General features: G+C 62.3%; 18 protein-coding genes. 7 read left to right on the top strand and 11 right to left on the bottom strand.

Features of this window, described 5'->3' with window-relative positions:
• Positions 1-9 precede the first annotated feature (9 nt).
• Both K4A76_RS07475 and recQ read right to left on the bottom strand, forming a co-directional pair.
• Positions 10-447 carry a MarR family transcriptional regulator gene (locus tag K4A76_RS07475; protein ID WP_009683666.1) on the bottom strand — a complete coding sequence of 146 codons (438 nt, stop codon included), beginning with the start codon at positions 445-447 and terminating at the stop codon, positions 10-12.
• A gap of 150 nt (positions 448-597) precedes the next feature.
• Entirely contained in the window at positions 598-2,745 is a 2,148-nt protein-coding gene (gene recQ / locus K4A76_RS07470; RefSeq protein WP_029887626.1) for a DNA helicase RecQ, read from the bottom strand.
• Positions 2,746-2,986: 241 nt separating this feature from the next.
• On the opposite strand from recQ, the gene K4A76_RS07465 reads away from it, so the two are divergent.
• The 3 genes from K4A76_RS07465 to K4A76_RS07455 all read left to right on the top strand — a co-directional run bounded on the left by K4A76_RS07465 (position 2,987) and on the right by K4A76_RS07455 (position 5,616).
• Positions 2,987-3,574, top strand: a complete 588-nt coding sequence (locus K4A76_RS07465) for a YecA/YgfB family protein (protein ID WP_009683669.1) — start codon at positions 2,987-2,989, stop codon at positions 3,572-3,574.
• A gap of 7 nt (positions 3,575-3,581) precedes the next feature.
• Positions 3,582-3,947, top strand: a complete 366-nt coding sequence (locus K4A76_RS07460) for a YbaN family protein (protein ID WP_009683670.1) — start codon at positions 3,582-3,584, stop codon at positions 3,945-3,947.
• 310 nt (positions 3,948-4,257) lie between these two features.
• The gene (locus K4A76_RS07455; RefSeq protein ID WP_009683671.1) at positions 4,258-5,616 is read left to right on the top strand and encodes a TolC family outer membrane protein; all 1,359 of its coding nucleotides are present in this window, start codon (positions 4,258-4,260) and stop codon (positions 5,614-5,616) included.
• 143 nt (positions 5,617-5,759) lie between these two features.
• Here the strand turns inward: K4A76_RS07455 and K4A76_RS07450 are convergent, their stop codons facing one another.
• The 3 genes from K4A76_RS07450 to K4A76_RS07440 all read right to left on the bottom strand — a co-directional run bounded on the left by K4A76_RS07450 (position 5,760) and on the right by K4A76_RS07440 (position 9,052).
• On the bottom strand, positions 5,760-6,359 hold the full coding sequence (locus K4A76_RS07450; protein ID WP_274411857.1) for a tRNA-uridine aminocarboxypropyltransferase: 600 nt from the start codon (positions 6,357-6,359) through the stop codon (positions 5,760-5,762).
• 95 nt (positions 6,360-6,454) lie between these two features.
• Positions 6,455-8,020 (bottom strand): methyl-accepting chemotaxis protein, encoded by a 1,566-nt coding sequence (locus K4A76_RS07445; protein WP_274411856.1) that lies wholly within the window; start codon positions 8,018-8,020, stop codon positions 6,455-6,457.
• A 138-nt stretch (positions 8,021-8,158) separates the two neighbouring features.
• Entirely contained in the window at positions 8,159-9,052 is an 894-nt protein-coding gene (locus K4A76_RS07440) for a LysR family transcriptional regulator (protein ID WP_009683674.1), read from the bottom strand.
• 223 nt (positions 9,053-9,275) lie between these two features.
• Here K4A76_RS07440 and speB point away from each other — a divergent pair, with 223 nt between their 5' ends.
• Both speB and K4A76_RS07430 read left to right on the top strand, forming a co-directional pair.
• Positions 9,276-10,226, top strand: coding sequence for an agmatinase (gene speB, locus K4A76_RS07435; RefSeq protein ID WP_009683675.1), 951 nt, complete (start codon positions 9,276-9,278; stop codon positions 10,224-10,226).
• A gap of 105 nt (positions 10,227-10,331) precedes the next feature.
• On the top strand, positions 10,332-11,711 hold the full coding sequence (locus tag K4A76_RS07430) for a sodium:solute symporter (RefSeq protein WP_054914019.1): 1,380 nt from the start codon (positions 10,332-10,334) through the stop codon (positions 11,709-11,711).
• Positions 11,712-11,840: 129 nt separating this feature from the next.
• On the opposite strand, the gene K4A76_RS07425 is transcribed toward K4A76_RS07430, so the two are convergent.
• From K4A76_RS07425 to K4A76_RS07405, 5 genes are all read right to left on the bottom strand, one after another.
• A complete protein-coding gene (locus tag K4A76_RS07425; RefSeq protein ID WP_009683677.1) occupies positions 11,841-11,969 on the bottom strand; it encodes a PA1414 family protein in 129 nt (42 codons plus the stop codon).
• Positions 11,970-12,156: 187 nt separating this feature from the next.
• Positions 12,157-13,083 (bottom strand): DMT family transporter, encoded by a 927-nt coding sequence (locus K4A76_RS07420; protein ID WP_274411855.1) that lies wholly within the window; start codon positions 13,081-13,083, stop codon positions 12,157-12,159.
• 106 nt (positions 13,084-13,189) lie between these two features.
• A complete protein-coding gene (locus tag K4A76_RS07415; protein WP_274411854.1) occupies positions 13,190-13,585 on the bottom strand; it encodes a transcriptional regulator in 396 nt (131 codons plus the stop codon).
• A 75-nt stretch (positions 13,586-13,660) separates the two neighbouring features.
• Complete coding sequence (locus tag K4A76_RS07410) at positions 13,661-13,915, bottom strand: BrnA antitoxin family protein (protein ID WP_274411853.1); 255 nt, start codon at positions 13,913-13,915, stop codon at positions 13,661-13,663.
• Complete coding sequence (locus K4A76_RS07405) at positions 13,893-14,171, bottom strand: BrnT family toxin (protein ID WP_274411852.1); 279 nt, start codon at positions 14,169-14,171, stop codon at positions 13,893-13,895. The genes K4A76_RS07410 and K4A76_RS07405 overlap by 23 nt, the downstream gene beginning before the upstream one ends.
• Before the next feature lie 215 nt (positions 14,172-14,386).
• Between K4A76_RS07405 and K4A76_RS07400 the strand changes: the two genes are divergently transcribed.
• On the top strand, positions 14,387-14,659 hold the full coding sequence (locus K4A76_RS07400) for a hypothetical protein (RefSeq protein WP_274411851.1): 273 nt from the start codon (positions 14,387-14,389) through the stop codon (positions 14,657-14,659).
• A 119-nt stretch (positions 14,660-14,778) separates the two neighbouring features.
• On the opposite strand, the gene K4A76_RS07395 is transcribed toward K4A76_RS07400, so the two are convergent.
• Entirely contained in the window at positions 14,779-16,140 is a 1,362-nt protein-coding gene (locus K4A76_RS07395) for a DEAD/DEAH box helicase (RefSeq protein WP_054905580.1), read from the bottom strand.
• Positions 16,141-16,243: 103 nt separating this feature from the next.
• On the opposite strand from K4A76_RS07395, the gene K4A76_RS07390 reads away from it, so the two are divergent.
• A complete protein-coding gene (locus K4A76_RS07390) occupies positions 16,244-17,545 on the top strand; it encodes a mechanosensitive ion channel family protein (RefSeq protein ID WP_274411850.1) in 1,302 nt (433 codons plus the stop codon).
• Positions 17,546-18,222 lie beyond the last annotated feature (677 nt).

The following is an 18,222-nucleotide window of genomic DNA, read 5'->3' as shown; positions in this document are numbered from 1 at the left end:
GCCCCTGCCTCAGGATTTTTCCAGGTTGCCCAGAATCTTGGCATGCACCCGCATGCACACCTGCAGGTCGGCTTCATCCACCCCGCTGAACAGTTCGATGCGCAACTGGTTGGCGATGGTCTCGATCTGTTCGATCAACGGCTTGGCCGGCGGGCACAACACGATCTTCTTCGCCCGCCGGTCTTCCAGCACCGCCTGGCGCCGTACAAGCCCCTGGGCCTCCAGACTATCGAGCAGACGCGCCAGGGTCGGGCCTTCGACACCCACACTCTGGGCTAGCTCACGCTGGGTCGGGGCGTCTTGGAAACGGGCCAGGTGCAGCAACACCAGCCAGCGCGCCTGCGACAGATTGAGCCCGGCCAGGCGGCGATCCAGTTCGGCACGCCAACCCCGGGACATCTGGGCCAGCTGCATGCCGAAGCGGTGTTGGTTGTCGGTTAGAGGCATAGGTAACTCATCGAGTAGATCTAATTATTAGGCAGCTAACCATGCCCTGCCCCATGAGGCAAGGCTCGGCCAAGGTGGCTTGGGCGAAAATCGTCAAAAAGCATGACAAAGGTCAGCAGATGGCGCTTGTGCCTGCGAACATGCGCAGGCCTACAGCTCGAACTCGGCTGCCAGTGCCGCGCGTACGCAATACAGCACCCCTTCCGGCACTCGCCCGGTAAACAGCGGGGCGATGGTCGCAACCGGCGGCAGCTCGCCCTCGCCATCGAGGAAGGCGTCCTGCACCTCCATCAGCAGGTCTTCTGGCAAGTCCAGCGCCTGGTCCAGGCTCAGCTCCTGGCGCCCCAAGGCCTCGGCCAGCAAGCTGTACACATTCTTTTCGCTGCAGTTGAGCTGCCCGGCGATTTGCGCTGGGGTCATGCCGGCGCGGGCCAGGCTGACCAGCTCATGGCGCAGGTCGAGCACCACCTTCGGCGCCTCGCGGGTGCCGCCGTTGTCGTTCAGTACCTCAAGGAACGCCTGGCCATAGCGTTCCAGCTTGCGCGCGCCCACGCCGCTGACCTGAGCCATGTCGCTGAGGCTGACCGGCTGGCTGCGCAACATTTCCAGCAACGTGGAGTCGGGGAAGATGACGTACGGCGGTACGCTGTGTTCTTCGGCCAGCTTGCGCCGCAAGGTGCGCAATGCCTCCCACAATTCCCGCTCTTCGGCCCGCACCAGTTGGCTGGCCGGGCTGCCGCCACTGGACGACGCGCTTTTGGCAGTGATCTGCGGTTTGAGGTCACGGCGCAGTTGCAAGGTGACCTCGCCACGCAACAGTGGCCGGCAGCTGTCGGACAAGCGCAGGCCGCCGTAGCCCTCCAGGTCGATGTCGACCAGCCCGCGCGCCACCAACTGGCGGAACAGCGAACGCCATTCGGCTTCGGCCAGGCCTTTGCCCACGCCGAAAACCGACAGCTTTTCATGGCCGAAATTGCGCACCTTTTCGGTGTCCTTGCCCAGCAACACGTCGACCAGGTGGCCCACACCATAGCGCTGGCCGGTGCGAAACACTGCCGACAGGGCCTGGCGCGCCGGCTCGGTAGCATCCCAGGTCTGGACGTTGTCGACGCAGTTGTCACAGTGCCCGCACGGCTGCTCGAGAATTTCATCGAAGTAGGCCAGCAGCGACTGGCGGCGGCAGCGGGTTTCTTCGCACAGCGCCAGCATGGCATCGAGCTTGTGCTGCTCGATGCGTTTGTGGCGTTCGTCCCCTTCGGAGTTCTGCAGCATCTGCTTGAGCATGACCATGTCCTGCAGGCCATAAGCCATCCAGGCATCGGACGGCAGGCCGTCTCGGCCGGCACGGCCGGTTTCCTGGTAGTAGGCCTCAAGGGACTTGGGCAGGTCGAGGTGGGCCACGAAGCGTACGTTGGGTTTGTCGATACCCATGCCGAACGCGATGGTGGCGACCATGATCAGCCCCTCTTCGTTGAGGAAACGGTGCTGGTTGGCGGCGCGGGTTTCGGCCGCCAGGCCGGCATGGTATGGCAGCGCCGGGAAGCCCTGCTGGCAAAGGAAGGCGGCGGTTTCGTCGACCTTCTTGCGCGACAGGCAATAAACGATGCCGGCGTTGCCACGGCGCTCGGCAAGGAACGCCATCAATTGCTTGCGCGGCGCTTCCTTGGGCACGATGCGGTAGAAGATGTTCGGCCGGTCGAAGCTCGACAGGAAGCGCTCTGCGCCCTGCAAGTGCAGGCGCTGAACGATTTCTTCGCGGGTACGCATGTCGGCGGTGGCGGTAAGGGCAATGCGCGGAACATGCGGGAACAGTTCGGCCAACTGGCCCAGTTGCAGGTATTCGGGGCGGAAGTCATGGCCCCATTGCGAAACGCAGTGGGCTTCGTCGATGGCGAACAGCGAGATATCCAGGTCGCGCAGGAAATCGAGCATGCGCGGTTGCACCAGGCGTTCGGGTGCCAGGTACAGCATTTTCACTTCGCCACGGCGCAGGCGCCCGGCCAGGTCGCGCTGCTGCTCGGCCGTGAGCGTGGAGTTCAGGGCGGCTGCGGCTACGCCCAGCTCGTCAAGCGTGGCGACCTGGTCGTCCATCAGCGCGATCAGCGGCGAGACCACCACAGTCAGGCCTGGGCGCAGCAGGCCCGGCACCTGGAAACACAACGACTTGCCGCCGCCGGTCGGCATCAGCACCAGGGCGTCGCCACCATTGGCCACGCATTCGATGATCGCTGCCTGGCGCCCTCGGAAACTGTCGTAGCCAAAGATGTCCTTGAGAACGCGCTGAGCCTGTTCGAGCATGTGCAACTCCAAATCGCCGTACCACCCTGCACACAGGCTGGACGAAAAACCCGCCCCGCACACGCCAAATGCGTAAGCGGTTTTTGCCAGGCCGCCAGTAAAACCGCGCCTGGATGAAAATCGCGGAGTATACCGCAGCACCGCCCCGCGCAGGGCACCACCGCGATAGACGTTCCTTTGCCCCGCTGCCGCCGCAAGATGCTAGAATTCGTTATCGTTTATTCCCCAAGGTAGCCCTGTAATGTCCTTCGCCGAGCAACTGACCCGCCTGCAAGCCTTCCTCGACGCCGACGAGCTGCACGAAGAAGCGCTGGACTATGTCGCCGCCCACGGCTACCTCACCGCGCTGTCGATCAACGCCGAAGACGTGCCCGAGCGCGAGTGGATCGACGCCCTGTTCGCCGAAGAGCCGCACTACAGCAGCGAAGCCCAGCGCACCGAAATCGAGGCGACCCTGGTGGCACTCAAGGCTCACATTGCCCGTCAGCTGGCCAGCGACGATGAATTCGAACTGCCCTGCGACCTCGACCTGACTGACGAGCCGGACGATTCCGACCTGCGCGGCTGGTGCATCGGCTTCATGGAAGGCGTTTTCCTGCGCGAAGAGGCCTGGTTCGAGAACGCAGAAGAGGAAGTCAGCGAAATGTTGCTGCCAATCATGGTGGGTTCGGGCCTGTTCGACGAGCAGCCGGAGTTCGCCGACATCGCCAGCAACGCCAACCTGCAGGACGACATGATCGTGCAAATTCCCGAAGCGCTGACGGCACTGTTCCTGCTGCTGCACGCACCTGACGAAAAGCCGGCGCTGCTCAAGCCACGCCACCACTAAGCCAGCTGTGCGCTACCTGCTGCTGGCCATCGGCTGGCTCAGCGTCGCACTGGGGGTGTTGGGGATCTTCCTGCCGGTATTGCCTACCACCCCGTTTCTTCTGTTGGCGGCCGCCTGCTTCGCTCGCAGCTCGCCACGCTTTCACCACTGGCTGGTCCACCACCCCAAACTGGGGCCGTGGATTCGCGACTACCTCAGTGGTGAAGGCATCCCCCTCAAAGGCAAGGTCTATGCCATTGGCCTGATGTGGGCCAGCATCGGGCTGTCCTGCTACCTGGTGCCGTTGTTCTGGGCCCGCGCCTTCATGTTGACCAGCGCCGTGCTGGTAAGCCTGTACATCCTCAAGCAAAAAACCCTGCACAGGCCAAAGTGACAATAATTTGTCGCCAAATATCACTTTCGCCTAACCCGCCCAGTATTTAGCCAAATTCGTTCTGGAACCGCCTGAAGGCCTTGAGAATATTGGCTTTACCGATATTTGACACACAACCTGGGGGCTGCATAAAAAGTCCCTTTTAGACATTTCAGGTATTTAATTTCATTTTGATATGAATAAATCTTCTTATCTATCGCGATGAATGTACTTAGCTGTCACGTTAAAAACCTGCAACACTATACGCGATAAATAATCGTCATTTTTTTGGCGAGCAGCAGGACCAAATTCAAGATCAGGGAGATGTACCATGCGCGTTTTGAACCCCATCACCACCGCATTACTGTTGGCCCTGGCGAGTGCCAACGTGCAGGCGATGTCGATCACCGAAGCCGTCCAAAGCGCCGTGGACTATCACCCACAGGTCAGCTCCAACCGTAACAGCAAGCTGTCGGCCGATGAGGACGTGAAATTCGCGCGTGGTGGCTACTTCCCTACCGTTGACCTGGTCGCGGGCTACGGCCGCCAGCGTTCGGACAACACCACAACCCGTGCCGCGGGTAACCACAACAAAGAAACCCTGAACTACACCCAGTCCGAGCTGCGCCTGCGGCAGATGATCTTCGACGGCTTCAACACCGCGAACGAAGTGGGCCGGACCGAAGCGGTTTCCACCTCGCGTGCCTACTACACCCAGGCGGTTGCGCAGGATGTCGCCCTGCGTGCGATCGAGGTGTACCTGGAGGTACTCAAGCGCCGTGAACTGGTGGCCCTGGCCAGGAACAACCTGCAAGCCCACCTGCGGGTCAACGACCAGATCGGCCTGCGTAACGAGCGTGGCGTTGGCAGCACGGCCGACCTTGACCAGTCCCGCGCCCGCCGCGCCCTGGCAGAAAACAACCTGGACACCGCCGAAGTGGACCTGGCCGACGCCGAGGCCAACTTCTTCAGCGTGATCGGGCGCATGCCAGACGAGCTGGAAAGCCCGCCCACCATCAAGGCCGAGGTGCCTGCCACGCTTGAAGAGGCCCGTGATGGCATGCGCCAGAACAACCCCTACATCAAGTCGGCCCAGGCTGATGTAAATGCGGCCGAGCAGCAGTACGAGGTTGGCAAGTCGACCTTCTACCCACGCTTCGACGCCATTCTGGCCACCGGTGCCAACAACAACACCGGCGGCGAGAAAGGCCACAACAACAACGACTGGCAAGCCGGCGTGGAGATGAACTACAACCTGTTCCGCGGCGGCAGTGACAAGGCTCGCCTGCAATCCGACGCGCACAAGATCAACCAGGCCCTGGACATCCGCAACAACGCCCTGCGCGAGTTGACCGAAAACCTGAGCCTGGCGTGGAACGCCATGAACAACGCCAGCAAGCAGCTGCCGACCGCGCGTGAATACGCCGAAACCACCAAGCGCGTGCGCGCCGCCTACCAGGACCAGTTCGGCCTGGGCCAACGCACCCTGCTGGACGTGCTCGACAGTGAAAACGAACTGTACAACGCCGACCGTCGCTACACCGAAGTGCGCTACACCGAAGAGTACTCGCGCTACCGGGTGCTGGCGACCATGGGTGAATTGCTCAGCAAGCAGCGTATTTCGCTGCCGCCAGAGGCGCTGGCCGCGACCGAAGTTCGTACCGAGGCACGCTTGCCCGAGATGCGTTGATCAGGCTTGAGATTGCTGGGGCCGCTGTGCGGCCCATCGCGACACAAGGCCGCTCCTACACAGATCGTGTATGCCAATGGCGGGTGCGATGGCCTGTAGGAGCGGCCTGGTGTCGCGATGGGCTGCGCAGCGGCCCCCTGCCCTCACTCGGTGCCATGGTTACGCTGGAACGTCTCCACGCCCATGGCCCTGATCTGCCCCTCTATCAAGGCCTCGAACGGTGCCAGCAGCGCATCGAAGCAGGCCGGTTGCTCCAGTGCATTCAGCGCCCCCACCACGGCCTCGATGGTCGACAACGCTCCCGCCTCCGGCGCCTTGCGCAAGCGATAGCGCGAAGCGGCCACCTGCCCCAAGGTCACCCTCGGCAACGCCTCCAGCAGCGGATTCAGGTACAGCAGCTTGCGCGCCTTGCGCCAGGTGCCGTCGGGCACGATCAGCAGCAAGGGTTGCTCGTCCATTGGGCCATAGGCAGCCAGGGGCTGCGCTTCAGCGCCCGGGAACAACAGCGCCGGGCGGTACCCGGGGGTTGCCAGCAGCGCTGGCAGATCGTCGAATACCTCCCCAACCCGCAGCTCGGCATTGCTCAGGCCTAGGGCAGCCAACCGTGCGGTATTCAGCGCGTGGGCGCTTTCACTGGGGTGCTGCAGCACGATCACACGGGTTCGGCTGCCTAGCGCAGGGATCAGCGAGCAAAGGCAATGATCAAGCGGGCGCTGGCAGCGCTCGCAACGGGGTCTGGGCATGAGGGTCTCCTTGGCCGGGGGTATTTTGCCACAGAACCCTGGCCCGGCTGGCGGGCCTTGCCCTATGCCCTGGCCGCAAGGCGACCACGGCAACCTCAACGGTTGAAGCGCTCCGCCAGGCTGTGCAGGTACTCCGCCATGCGCTCGAGGTCCTGGCTGATTTCTGCCCCCTGGCGCGCCTGCCCGGCACTTTGATCGCACAGCTGGGCAATGCGCACGATCTGCTGGTTGATGTCTTCAGCCACGTGGCTTTGCTGCTCCGATGCCGTAGCCATCTGCTGGCTCATGCCGGTGATGCGGCTCACCGCCTGGGCTATGCCGCTCAACGCCGCCTGCACTGCCTCGACACTGTGCACGCTGTCACGCGAGATCTGCTCGCCACGGCTGGCAGTACTCACTGCGCGCTCTGCCCCGGCCCGCAACGAGGCGATGATCTGGTGAATTTCCTGGGTGGAGGTGCGGGTACGCTGGGCCAATGAGCGTACTTCATCGGCCACCACGGCAAACCCGCGGCCCTGCTCGCCGGCCCGCGCCGCTTCAATGGCGGCGTTGAGCGCCAGCAGGTTGGTTTGTTCGGCGATCGAGGTGATCACATCCACCACGCTGCCGATCGACTGGGTCTGTTCCGCCAGGGCGTTCACCGCCTGGCCAATGTCATTGACTGCATCGCTCATGCTGCCCATGGCCTTCAGGCTCTGCAGCGCCAGCTCGCTGCCCTGCTGCGCCAGCTGGTCGGCATCGCCTGCGGCATGCGCTGTGCTCTGCACGTTATGCGTAACCTCCTGGATGGTCGCCGCCATCTGCGCGATGGCGGTGGCCGATTGGTCGGTCTCGCTGCGCTGGCGGTCGAGCATCTGCGCCTGCGCGCCCGACAGGTCGGAAGATTGCGCAGCGCGTGATTTTACCCCGACCCCGGCGTCTACCAGGCGCGTCAGCGCGGTCTGCAGGCGGGCTTCTTCACTGATGATGGCAAGGTCCAGCTGGCCCCGCAGCCCCGGGTTGTCGCTGTAGGTGAGCGCCACCAGCGGGCTGGTGAACGCCTTGGGGTGCTCGACCAGCGTGCGGCGGATGGCCTGGTTCTGACGGTGCTCGACCAGGCACCAGGCTACCAGCAGTACAACCATCAACACCCCGAGCGCGGCATAGGGTGGCAACCACAGGTAGCCCGCCGCCGACACCAGGCCGGCGCCGAGCAATGGCCAGCCCTGGCGCAGGCCATGGCCCAGGCGCGCCGCCCACGATACCGGCCGGCGGCCGGCACGCAGGCGTGCGTACAACGCCTCGGCACGGCGGATCTGCTCACGGGTCGGTACCGAACGCACCGACTCGTAGCCGCTGATGCGGCCCTGTTCGTAGACTGCCGTCACGTAGGCACTGACCCAGTAGTAATCGCCGTTTTTTGCCCGGTTCTTGACCACGCCCATCCACGGCTTGCCTTGCTTGATCGTGTCCCACATATGGCCGAACACCGCCGGCGGCATGTCTGGGTGACGCACCAGGTTGTGCGGCTGGCCCACCAGCTCGTCGTAGGTGAACCCGCTGATCGCCACGAAGGCGTCGTTGCAATACGTGATGCGGCTGTTCAAGTCGGTGGTGGAAATCAGCCGTTGTTCACTGGGGAATGTTCTTTCGTGTTCAGTGACTGGCAAATTCATGCGCATCGTCGGGCGATCCTTGCAGGATGAAAAGAAGGGAAATCATCAGCGCAAGTTGATATGTAGCAGAGCGCTATGAGGTTAGCGGCACACGTGTGCAGGAATTTAGCGGCCTGCCGACAGAATGTATGAACATTCTGTTTATCAGCCTACGTTGAGCTGGCTTTTCAGCAGGTCGCGGAAGGTCTGGATCAGCGGTTCGCGGCTGCGCCCACGCCGGATGATCAACGAGAACGGTGCCTGGTAACCGAACGTCGCCGGAGACAACACGCGCAAGTCGCCTTTGTCGACCCAGGCCTGGGCGTAGTGCTCGGGCAGGTAGCCGATGTAGGCGCCCGACAGAATCAGGATCAGCTGCGCCTCCATGCTCTCAACCGTCGCCGCGCTGTGCTTGAAACCATGCCGGGCCAGCTCGGCCTGGCTCCAGTAGCCGCGCCCGACCATACGCTGCTGGGTCACCACCTGCTCGGGAATGCGCCGCTCGCCGTACAACGGGTGGCGGCTGCTGCAGTACAGCCAGTGCTGCTCGCGGTACAGCGGCTGGTACAGCAGGCCACTCATGCGTGAAGAAAACGCGCCAATTGCCAGGTCCAGGCGGTTGTCCTGCACCCCCAGCTGCAGCTCGTAAGGGCTGGACACCGACAGGTGCAGGTGCACGGCCGGGTGCTCCTGGCTGTAGGCACCAATGGCTTCAGCCAGCGGCAGGGCGCGATCGCCCACCGTGGAGTCGATCACCCCCAGGTTGAGGGTGCCGCGCAGCTCGCCCTTAAGGGCCGCCGCGTATTGCTCGAACCCGTCCAGTTCGGCCAACAGGCGCAGGGTTTCCTGGTGGAACAGCTCACCCTTGCTGGTCAGGCTGAAACCGCCCCGGCCACGGTGGCACAGCACGATACCCAGGGCACCCTCCAGCTGGCTCATGTAGGTACTGATGGCCGAAGTCGAAAGGTTCAGCTCACGCTGGGCGTTGGCGAAACCCTGGTGGCGCACCACGCTGATGAAGATACGCAGCAGTTTCAGGTCGGGCAAAGTCGAGGCCATGGGGCAACGGTTCCACAGGGTGTTTGCGCGCAGTCTAACCGCTGCGCCGGGCTTTAGTTCAGAAATTCCTGAACTAAGTATTTGTCGGTAGCGATTCTTCCATGGCACTACCTTGCGCAGACTGGCCGAAATGTCCCTGCCCGCTGGCAAAAACCGAACTGGAAAGCGAGCAGCGGCACAGGTTCGAACAAACAGAACAATCGACCGACTGATGAGGCCCACCGTGGACAAGACTCTCCACCAACCACTGGGCGGCAACGAAATGCCGCGTTTCGGCGGCATCGCCACCATGCTCCGCCTCCCCCACCTGCAAAGCGCCGAAGGCCTGGACGCAGCCTTCATTGGTGTGCCGCTGGACATCGGCACCTCGCTGCGCTCCGGTACACGCTTCGGCCCCCGGCAAATCCGCGCCGAATCGGTGATGATCCGCCCGTACAACATGGCCACCGGCGCCGCCCCGTTCGACTCGCTGTCGGTCGCCGACATAGGCGATGTGGCCATCAACACCTTCAACCTGCTGGACGCCGTGCGCATCATCGAAGAGGCCTACGACCAGGTCGTCGAGCACAATGTCATTCCCCTGACCCTGGGCGGTGACCACACCATCACCTTGCCGATCCTGCGGGCGCTGCACAAGAAGCACGGCAAGATCGGCCTGGTGCACATCGACGCCCACGCCGACGTCAACGACCACATGTTCGGCGAGAAGATCGCCCACGGCACCACCTTCCGCCGGGCGGTGGAAGAAGGCCTGCTCGACTGCGAGCGCGTGGTGCAGATCGGCCTGCGCGCCCAAGGCTATACCGCCGACGACTTCAACTGGAGCCGCCGCCAGGGCTTCCGCGTGGTTCAGGCCGAAGAGTGCTGGCACAAGTCGCTGGAGCCCTTGATGGCCGAGGTGCGGGAAAAAGTCGGCGGCGGCCCGGTTTACCTATCGTTCGACATCGACGGCATCGATCCGGCCTGGGCACCTGGTACCGGCACCCCGGAAATCGGCGGCTTGACCACCATCCAGGCAATGGAGATCATTCGCGGCTGCCATGGCCTGGACCTGATCGGTTGTGACCTTGTCGAAGTCTCCCCGCCTTATGACACCACCGGCAATACCTCGTTGCTCGGCGCCAACCTGCTGTTCGAAATGCTCTGCGTACTGCCGGGTGTAGTCCGCCGCTAATGTGGTCGGGCCACCGAGGCCCGCCAACACCAGAAGACCACCGGGCGCCGTGCGAACGCCCGCGTGGCCGATCTCGCCATAATAAAGATAATCGGGAGACCCCCAATGGCCTTGGACATCATAGTTGTAATGCTTTACACCGCAGGCATGCTCGGGCTTGGCTGGTATGGCATGCGACGCGCGAAAACCCATGAAGACTACCTGGTCGCCGGGCGCAACCTGGGCCCGATGTTGTACATGGGCACCATGGCCACCACCGTGCTGGGTGGCGCCTCCACCGTGGGTACCGTGCGCCTGGGCTACGTTCACGGCATTTCCGGCTTCTGGCTGTGCGCCGCGCTGGGCCTGGGCATCATCGCCATCAACTTGTTTCTGGCCAAGCCGCTGCTACGCCTGCGCATCTTCACCGTGACCCAGGTGCTGGAACAGCGTTACAACCCGACCGCACGCCAGGCCAGCGCGGTGATCATGCTGGCGTACGCGCTGATGATCGGCGTGACATCCACCCTGGCCATGGCCACCGTGCTGCAAGTGCTGCTGGACCTGCCCTTCTGGGCCGCGCTGTTGCTGGGCGGGGGTGTGGTGGTGGTGTACTCGACCATTGGCGGCATGTGGTCGCTGACCCTGACCGATATCGTGCAGTTCGTGATCAAGACCGTGGGCCTGATGTTCATCCTGTTGCCGGTGTGCCTGTACAAGGCCGGCGGCTGGGACACCCTGGTGGCCAAGTTGCCGGCGGCCAGCTTCCAGCTGACCACCATCGGCTGGGATACCATCATCACCTACTTCCTGATCTACTTCTTCGGCATCCTGATTGGCCAGGATATCTGGCAGCGGGTGTTCACCGCCCGTGACGAAAAGGTCTGCCAGCGTGCCGGCACCACCGCCGGGGTGTATTGCGTGCTGTATGGCCTGGCCTGTGCCGTGATCGGCATGGCCGCTCATGTATTGATGCCCGACCTGGCCAACCCGAACAATGCCTTCGCCGAAATGATCAAGACCACGCTGCCTGATGGCATCCGCGGCCTGCTGATGGCAGCGGCGCTGGCGGCCATGATGTCGACTGCCAGCGCAGGCCTGCTGGCGGCCTCGACCACCATCACCGAAGACCTGCTGCCCAAGCTGCGTGGCGGCAAGCAGTCCAGCCTGGGTATCAGCCGCCTGTTCACTTTGCTGACCGGTTTGGTGGTACTGGGTATCGCGTTGATGGTGAACGACGTGATCAGCGCCCTGACCCTGGCTTACAACCTGTTGGTGGGCGGCATGCTGATTCCGCTGATTGGCGCCATTTTCTGGAAACGCGCCACCACTGCCGGCGCCATCGCCAGCATGTCGCTGGGCTTTGCGACTGCCCTGTTGTTCATGTTCAAGGACGGGCTGGAGGCGAATACGCCGATCTACTACAGCCTCGCGATTGGCCTGGTGAGCTTTGTGGTGGTGAGCCTGCTGTCGCGTAAACCCGTGGCAGCGGTCAAGCTGGCCTGACCTTCGGCCTGTACTGGCCCTATCGCTGGCGAGCCTCCAGGGCCAGCGGTGGGCCCAGAGCAGGCAAGCCAGTTGCCCAGACACAAAAAGGCCGCAGCCCCCACCCAGGTGCTGCGGCCTTTGCTTGTATCAGCGACGACGCGGTTGGCGCTTGCGCTGCTCTTCATCAGTCGGGATCGGCACCGGCTGCAAGGGTGGTGGAATCAGCCCCAAGGCGACCGCCAGGTCGTGGAGCCAGTTGGACAGTGGTTTATTCATAATGCCCCCTTGACGGGTCAGCCTCACGGCGAATCAATCCTGCAATGTTTCATACAGATCATAGCCCGATGTCCTGTATTACGCATGCCTCTGCTCTTACAGATAGGGGCCATTCTGACCCGGATCAAGCCATAGCGGCGCATTCCGACGACTGGTTAATCGTTTCGCTTTGTTGCAAGTCGGTCCACTACCCCACCCACTTGCGCAGTTGCTGCTTAACCCAAGGTTCGGCACTCACCAGAATCACCCCCAGCAGCACCATCACCGCACCGCCCACAAAATGCGCGGTCAGTGGCTCGTTCAGCAGCAAGACCCCAAAGGTTACGCCGAACAAAGGGGTGATGAAGGAAAACACCGCCAGGTTCGATGCCAGGTATTTGCGCAGTAGCCAGAACCAGGTCAGGTAGCTGACGAACGACACTACAACCCCCTGGAACAGCACGCTACCCATGGCCAAAGGCGTGAGCGACACCTCGCCGATCTGCCCGCTGAGCAGGGCAATCAGCAACAATCCGGCAAACCCCACCGCCAGTTGATAGAACAAGGTCAGGGTCGCCGGGGCTTCCGACAGGCGTGAGCAGCGCACCACCACCGTGGTGGCGCCCCAGGCCAGCCCGGCGATCACGCCAAACGCATCGCCCAGCAAGGTTCGGGCATCCATGTGCTCGAACGACATGCCTCCGGCAAAGGCCATGGCAATGCCGCCGAAGGCCAGCAGGATGCCAAGCCATTGCAACAGGCGCAGGCGTTCACTGGCCAGGCGCAGGTGCAACCCCAACGCGGTGAAGACTGGCGCCGTATATAGGAACACCGACATGTGCGCCGCCGAGGTCAGTTTCAGGCCCTCGGCAATGAACAGGAACTCGATACCGAACAAAGCACCCGCGACCAACCCAGGGCGCCAGGTGCTACCGACCTGCTCCCAGGTGCCCCGCCAGCACAGCATCAGGCCCACCAACACCGCGGCGATACCGTTACGCAATGCCGCCTGCATCACCGGGGCGATGTCCACGGCGGCGGTCTTGATCAGCACCTGCTGGCAGCCCCAGATCAGGCACAGGCCCAGCATGACCTGGAAGGCAAAGGCGTCTGGGTTCTTGCGGGCCGCATTCATGGGCGGGCCTTTGAGGTGAACGTAGGCATGGGCAGCAACTCGGCAGCGTTCAGAAGCTACCGATTATCGGGTTTTCATGGCCACCCATGCCAGCCTCAAAACGACCTCAAGCGATTTGCGCTTTTGCCGACACCTGTTCGAAGGTGGTCTGGTCCAGCGCATCTACCTGCTCGTCCAACACCTGGCGCGGGTGCTCGAAGCCAGGGATGCTGCTGTCGATCAGGCTCATCAGCCGCGAGCCGCGCTCGGTCAGCACGAAGTTCTCGCCGTTGCCGCCGTCTTCCTCAGGCCGGCTTTCGATAAAGCCACGCTCGAACAACAGCTTTTCATATTCACAAGCACGAGTTTTCAAGCGATCCAGGTCACCCACCGGCTCACCTTTGGCGGCCAGCGCGGCAGCGTGCTGCTCGGCGTAGGGGCGTGGCGTGAAGCTGTGACCGGCGCCGTTCTGCACCTCGTGCAGCAAGCGTTCGATCAGGTCCCAGTCGTAGGTGGTGCTCATGGCTACGGGCTCCTGCTGTGGACGAAAGGGGTACAACAGTGGGACTCAACAGGTTGCCGTGCGTTCCGAGAAAGCTCAGCGCTGTCGTCGTTGCGCTTGCATGTACTGGCGCAGTAACTGGTTTATGCGAGTCTGGTAGCCGCTACCCTGCTCTTTGAACCAGGCAAGAACATCAGCGTCCAGCCGAATGGTCACCGCCTGTTTGGCGGGTACGTGCAACTCGGCCTGGCGGAAAAACGCCTGGTCCAGTTCCGGGATATCGGTTGTGTCGATGTCCTTATCGTCCTGTCGGGCCAGCCGGCCCCAGTCAGTTTTCGATGATTCGGTCATAATGTCTGGCCTCCCATTTGGTGGCTTTTCTCGCGGAAATGATGCGTATCACCTCACCCCGCCTCTCTGTGTACACGACCACGCCTATCAGTGCTTTCAGCCATCCGATGCTTACCCAACGCTCTTCATCGCACACCCCATGCTTATCGCGCCGGATCAGCATGGGGTGGTTGAACATTTCAGGATCGTCGACGAAGTCGATGCGGTGCTTGCGGATATTGATCTGGTTCTTGGCTTCGTCCCATTCAAAGAACATAGGCCGACCTGTATTTACAGCTGTACATACAATACCCCCCTCTTTTCCTCTGAGACTAGAGCGGTGTAGCACGCTGTTCAACGCCGCACGGGCGGTTTAAGGGCATTTCAGAAGCGGACTACGCCATCATGGAAACGATCCACCGGTCGCAAGCCATGAACTTCCAAGGACGCCAAGGTCTCCACCGCGCATAGCCACCGCTGGAGGTAGAAAGGATGAAACCGCTGCTACCCATTGTTTGCGCCACCGCCCTGACCTGCGCCCTGCCCACCTGGGCCTGCACACCGGAAGAAGCGACGCAGAAACGTGAAGAGCTGGCTGGGCTGGTTACCCAACTGACCGAGCAAAACCCGCAAAAAGCCAAGGAAATCAATGAAGAGCTGCAGGGGATGGACCTGGGGACGGCGAGCAAGGACTTGCCCGACAAGTGTCAGCTGATTGACCAGCGGATCAAGGAGTTGAAGGTAGCGGAGCAGAAGGCTGAGTAATGGGGTGTTTCCAATGGCCCTATCGCTGGCAAGCCGGCGCCCACAGGTTTTCACACATGCTGAATACTGTGTGAGCCCTGTGGGCGCTGGCTTGCCGGGGTTAGGCCATTGAGCGCTAGTTATTCGGCAGCAGGCTTACGCTTCTTCAGCGGCGCCAGGCCATCGGCGCTGGCCAGTGGCGCGTTGGCCTTCGGCTTGGCGGTAGGCTTGCGCTTGGCGGCCGCCTTCTTGTCGCCGGTTTTTTTCTCGATCTTTTTCTTCTTGCTCCCGGCCGCCTTGCCCGAGGCCTTGACCTTCTTCGGCCCGGTGTAGGTGCCCTTCACTTCCTTGATGACGCGGCGCTCGAACTGCTGCTTGAGGTAGCGCTCGATGCTGGACATCAGGTTCCAGTCATTGTGGGTGATAAGCGAGATTGCCAACCCTTCACCACCGGCACGCCCGGTACGGCCCACGCGGTGCACGTACTCGTCGCCGCTGCGCGGCATGTCGAAGTTGATCACCAGATCGAGACCGTCGATGTCCAGGCCACGGGCCGCCACGTCGGTGGCCACCAGCACCTTGGAGCTGCCCTGCTTGAAACGTTCGATGGCCAGCTTGCGGTCCTTCTGATCCTTCTCGCCGTGCAGTACGAAGGCCTTCACATCCTTGGCCACCAGGTGGCCGTAGATACGGTCGGCCAGGGCGCGGGTATTGGTGAAGATGATTGCCTTGTCGAAGGTTTCATTGGCCAGCAGCCACTGAACGATCTGCTCTTTGTGCTGATCGTGGTCGGCCGTGATGATCTGCTGGCGAGTGCCTTCGGCCAACTGCGAGACACTGTTGAGCATCAGGTGCTCCGGGTCTTTCAGCACCTTGCCGATGATGTCGCGCAGGGCCGCACCGCCGGTGGTGGCCGAGAACAGCAGGGTCTGCTCACGGTTCTCGCACTCCTTGCACAGGCGCTCCATGTCTTCGGCGAAGCCCATGTCGAGCATTCGGTCGGCTTCATCGAGGATCAGCACCTGCACGTGGGACAGGTCGAGGTTGCCGGCGTTGAGTTGCTCGAGCAAACGGCCCGGGGTGCCGATCAGCACGTCCGGCACCTTGCGCAGCATGGCGGCCTGTTCCTTGAAGTCTTCACCGCCGGTGACCAGGCCCGCCTTGATGTAGGTGAACTGCGAGAACAGCTGCACCTGCTTCAGGGTTTGCTGAGCCAGTTCGCGGGTAGGCAGCAGGATCAGCGAACGGATTTCGACGCGCCCGCCTTTCAGGTCGACCAGGCGGTTGAGCAGCGGCAGCACGAAAGCTGCCGTCTTGCCGCTGCCGGTCTGCGCGGTCACGCGCAGGTCACGCCCTTGCAGGGCCAAGGGTATGGCCGCGGCCTGCACCGGGGTTGGCTCGACAAATTTAAGCTCGGCCACGGCTTTAAGCAGGCGTTCATGCAGGGCGAATTGGGAGAACACGGAGGTAACCTCAGGCAAGTGCGGGAAATTCAGTTGCATAGGGTAACGTTTTCTGCCGCCTTAGCCGAATTTCTTTTGGCAACTTTGTCGCCATCCGCGCTCTAATGGCACCTCGTTTCGCAACAAGACTGTATGCAAGCCCATGGATATCCAACAAATCTGGCGTGACTCCCTCGACCTGTGGGGCACCCTCGACCAACACCCCATGCTGCACGCGGCCATCGGCCTGGCGGTGCTACTGCTCATCTCCCTGGTCATCGGCCGCCTGGCACGCTTTCTGATGCTGCACGGCGCGCGTCTGCTGGCACGCCAGCCGGCACTCAAGTGGCTGGACGACCTGCGTCACAACAAAGTTTTCCACCGCCTGGCGCAGACTACCCCGTCACTGGTGGTGCAGTTTGGCCTGAAACTGGTACCGGAGCTGTCCGATACCGCCCAGCACTTCCTGGGCAACGTCGCCCTGGCGTTCACCCTGCTGTTCATGACCATGGCGCTGTCGTGCCTGCTGGATGCCCTGCTCGATATCTATGCGCGCACCGAACACGCCCGCACCCGCTCGATCAAGGGTTATGTGCAGCTGGCCAAGATGATGCTGTGGATCTTCGCCTCGATCGTCATCGTCGCCACCCTGATCGACCGCTCGCCCCTGCTGCTGCTGTCGGGCCTGGGCGCCATGTCGGCGGTGCTGCTGTTGGTCTACAAGGACACCCTGCTGTCGTTCGTCGCCAGCGTGCAGTTGACCAGCAACGACATGCTGCATGTCGGTGACTGGATCGAAATGCCCCAGGTTGGCGCCGATGGCGACGTGGTGGACATTACCCTGCATACGGTGAAGGTGCAGAACTTCGACAAGACCATTGTCTCCGTGCCCACCTGGCGCCTGATGAGCGAGTCGTTCCGCAACTACCGCGGCATGCAGCAATCCGGCGGCCGGCGGATCAAGCGCAGCCTGTTCATCGACGCCGCAGGTGTACGCTTCCTCACCCGCGAGGAGGAACAGCGCCTGTCCCAGGTCAGCCTGCTGGGCGACTACCTGGCCGGCAAACGCCAGGAGCTGCAAAGCTGGAACGAAGCGCTGGGCCCGGTGGCCGAACTGGCGGCCAACCGGCGCAAGCTGACCAATATCGGCACCTTCCGCGCGTTTGCCCTGGCCTACCTGAAAAACCACCCCAATGTGCACCCGAACATGACCTGCATGGTGCGGCAGATGCAGACCACCGCCGAAGGCGTGCCGCTGGAAATCTACTGCTTTACCACCACCACGGTGTGGGCGGACTACGAGCGCATCCAGGGGGATATCTTCGATTACCTGCTGGCGGTGTTGCCGGAGTTCGGCTTGAGCCTGTACCAGCAGCCGAGTGGTAACGACATGCGCGTGGGGCTGAGCGGGCGTGTGATGCAAGAGCCTGTGCCGCGTCGGCTGGAAGAGATGAGCGAGGCTTGAGATTGCGAGGGCTGCTGTTCAAGAGAGCGGCTGGAGAATAAAGCCAATCCCCTGCAAGCCGGACTTCCCCAGGAACAGTGAAGACCTCAAGCATTCGCGGTCCCTGTGGGAGCGGGCATGCCCGCGAAGAGGCCGGGCCTGCTGGCCAGTATCTTCCGGCATTCCCCATTACAGCCACCACCGCATTCGCGAGTAAACCCGCTCCTACACTGGCGGTGATGGTCACATATCGGTGGCTCTACCCTGCTCGTTGTAGGAGCGGGTTCACCCGCGAAGAGGCCGGGCCTGCTGACCAGTATCTTCCGGCATTCCGCGTTACAGCCACCACCGCATTCGCGGGTAAACCCGCTCCTACACTGGCGGTGATGGTCACATATCGGTGGCTCTACGCCGCACGTTGTAGGAGCGGGTTCACCCGCGAAGAGGCCGGGCCTGCTGGCCAGTATCTTCCGGCATTCCCCATTACAGCCACCACCGCATTCGCGGGTAAACCCGCTCCGACACTGGCGGTGATGGTCACATATCGGTGGCTCTACCCTGCCCGTTGTAGGAGCGGGTTCACCCGCGAAGAGGCCGGGCCTGCTGACCAGTATCTTCCGGCATTCCCCGTTACAGCCACCACCGCATTCGCGGGTAAACCCGCTCCTACACTGGCGGTGATGGTCACAAATTGGTGG

This window comes from Pseudomonas sp. NEEL19 (assembly GCF_028751975.1).
Taxonomy (GTDB): Bacteria; Pseudomonadota; Gammaproteobacteria; order Pseudomonadales; family Pseudomonadaceae; genus Aquipseudomonas; species Aquipseudomonas juntendi.
The sequence above is the reverse complement of the archived record's forward strand: the minus strand, read 5'-3'. Positions and strand labels throughout refer to the sequence as shown.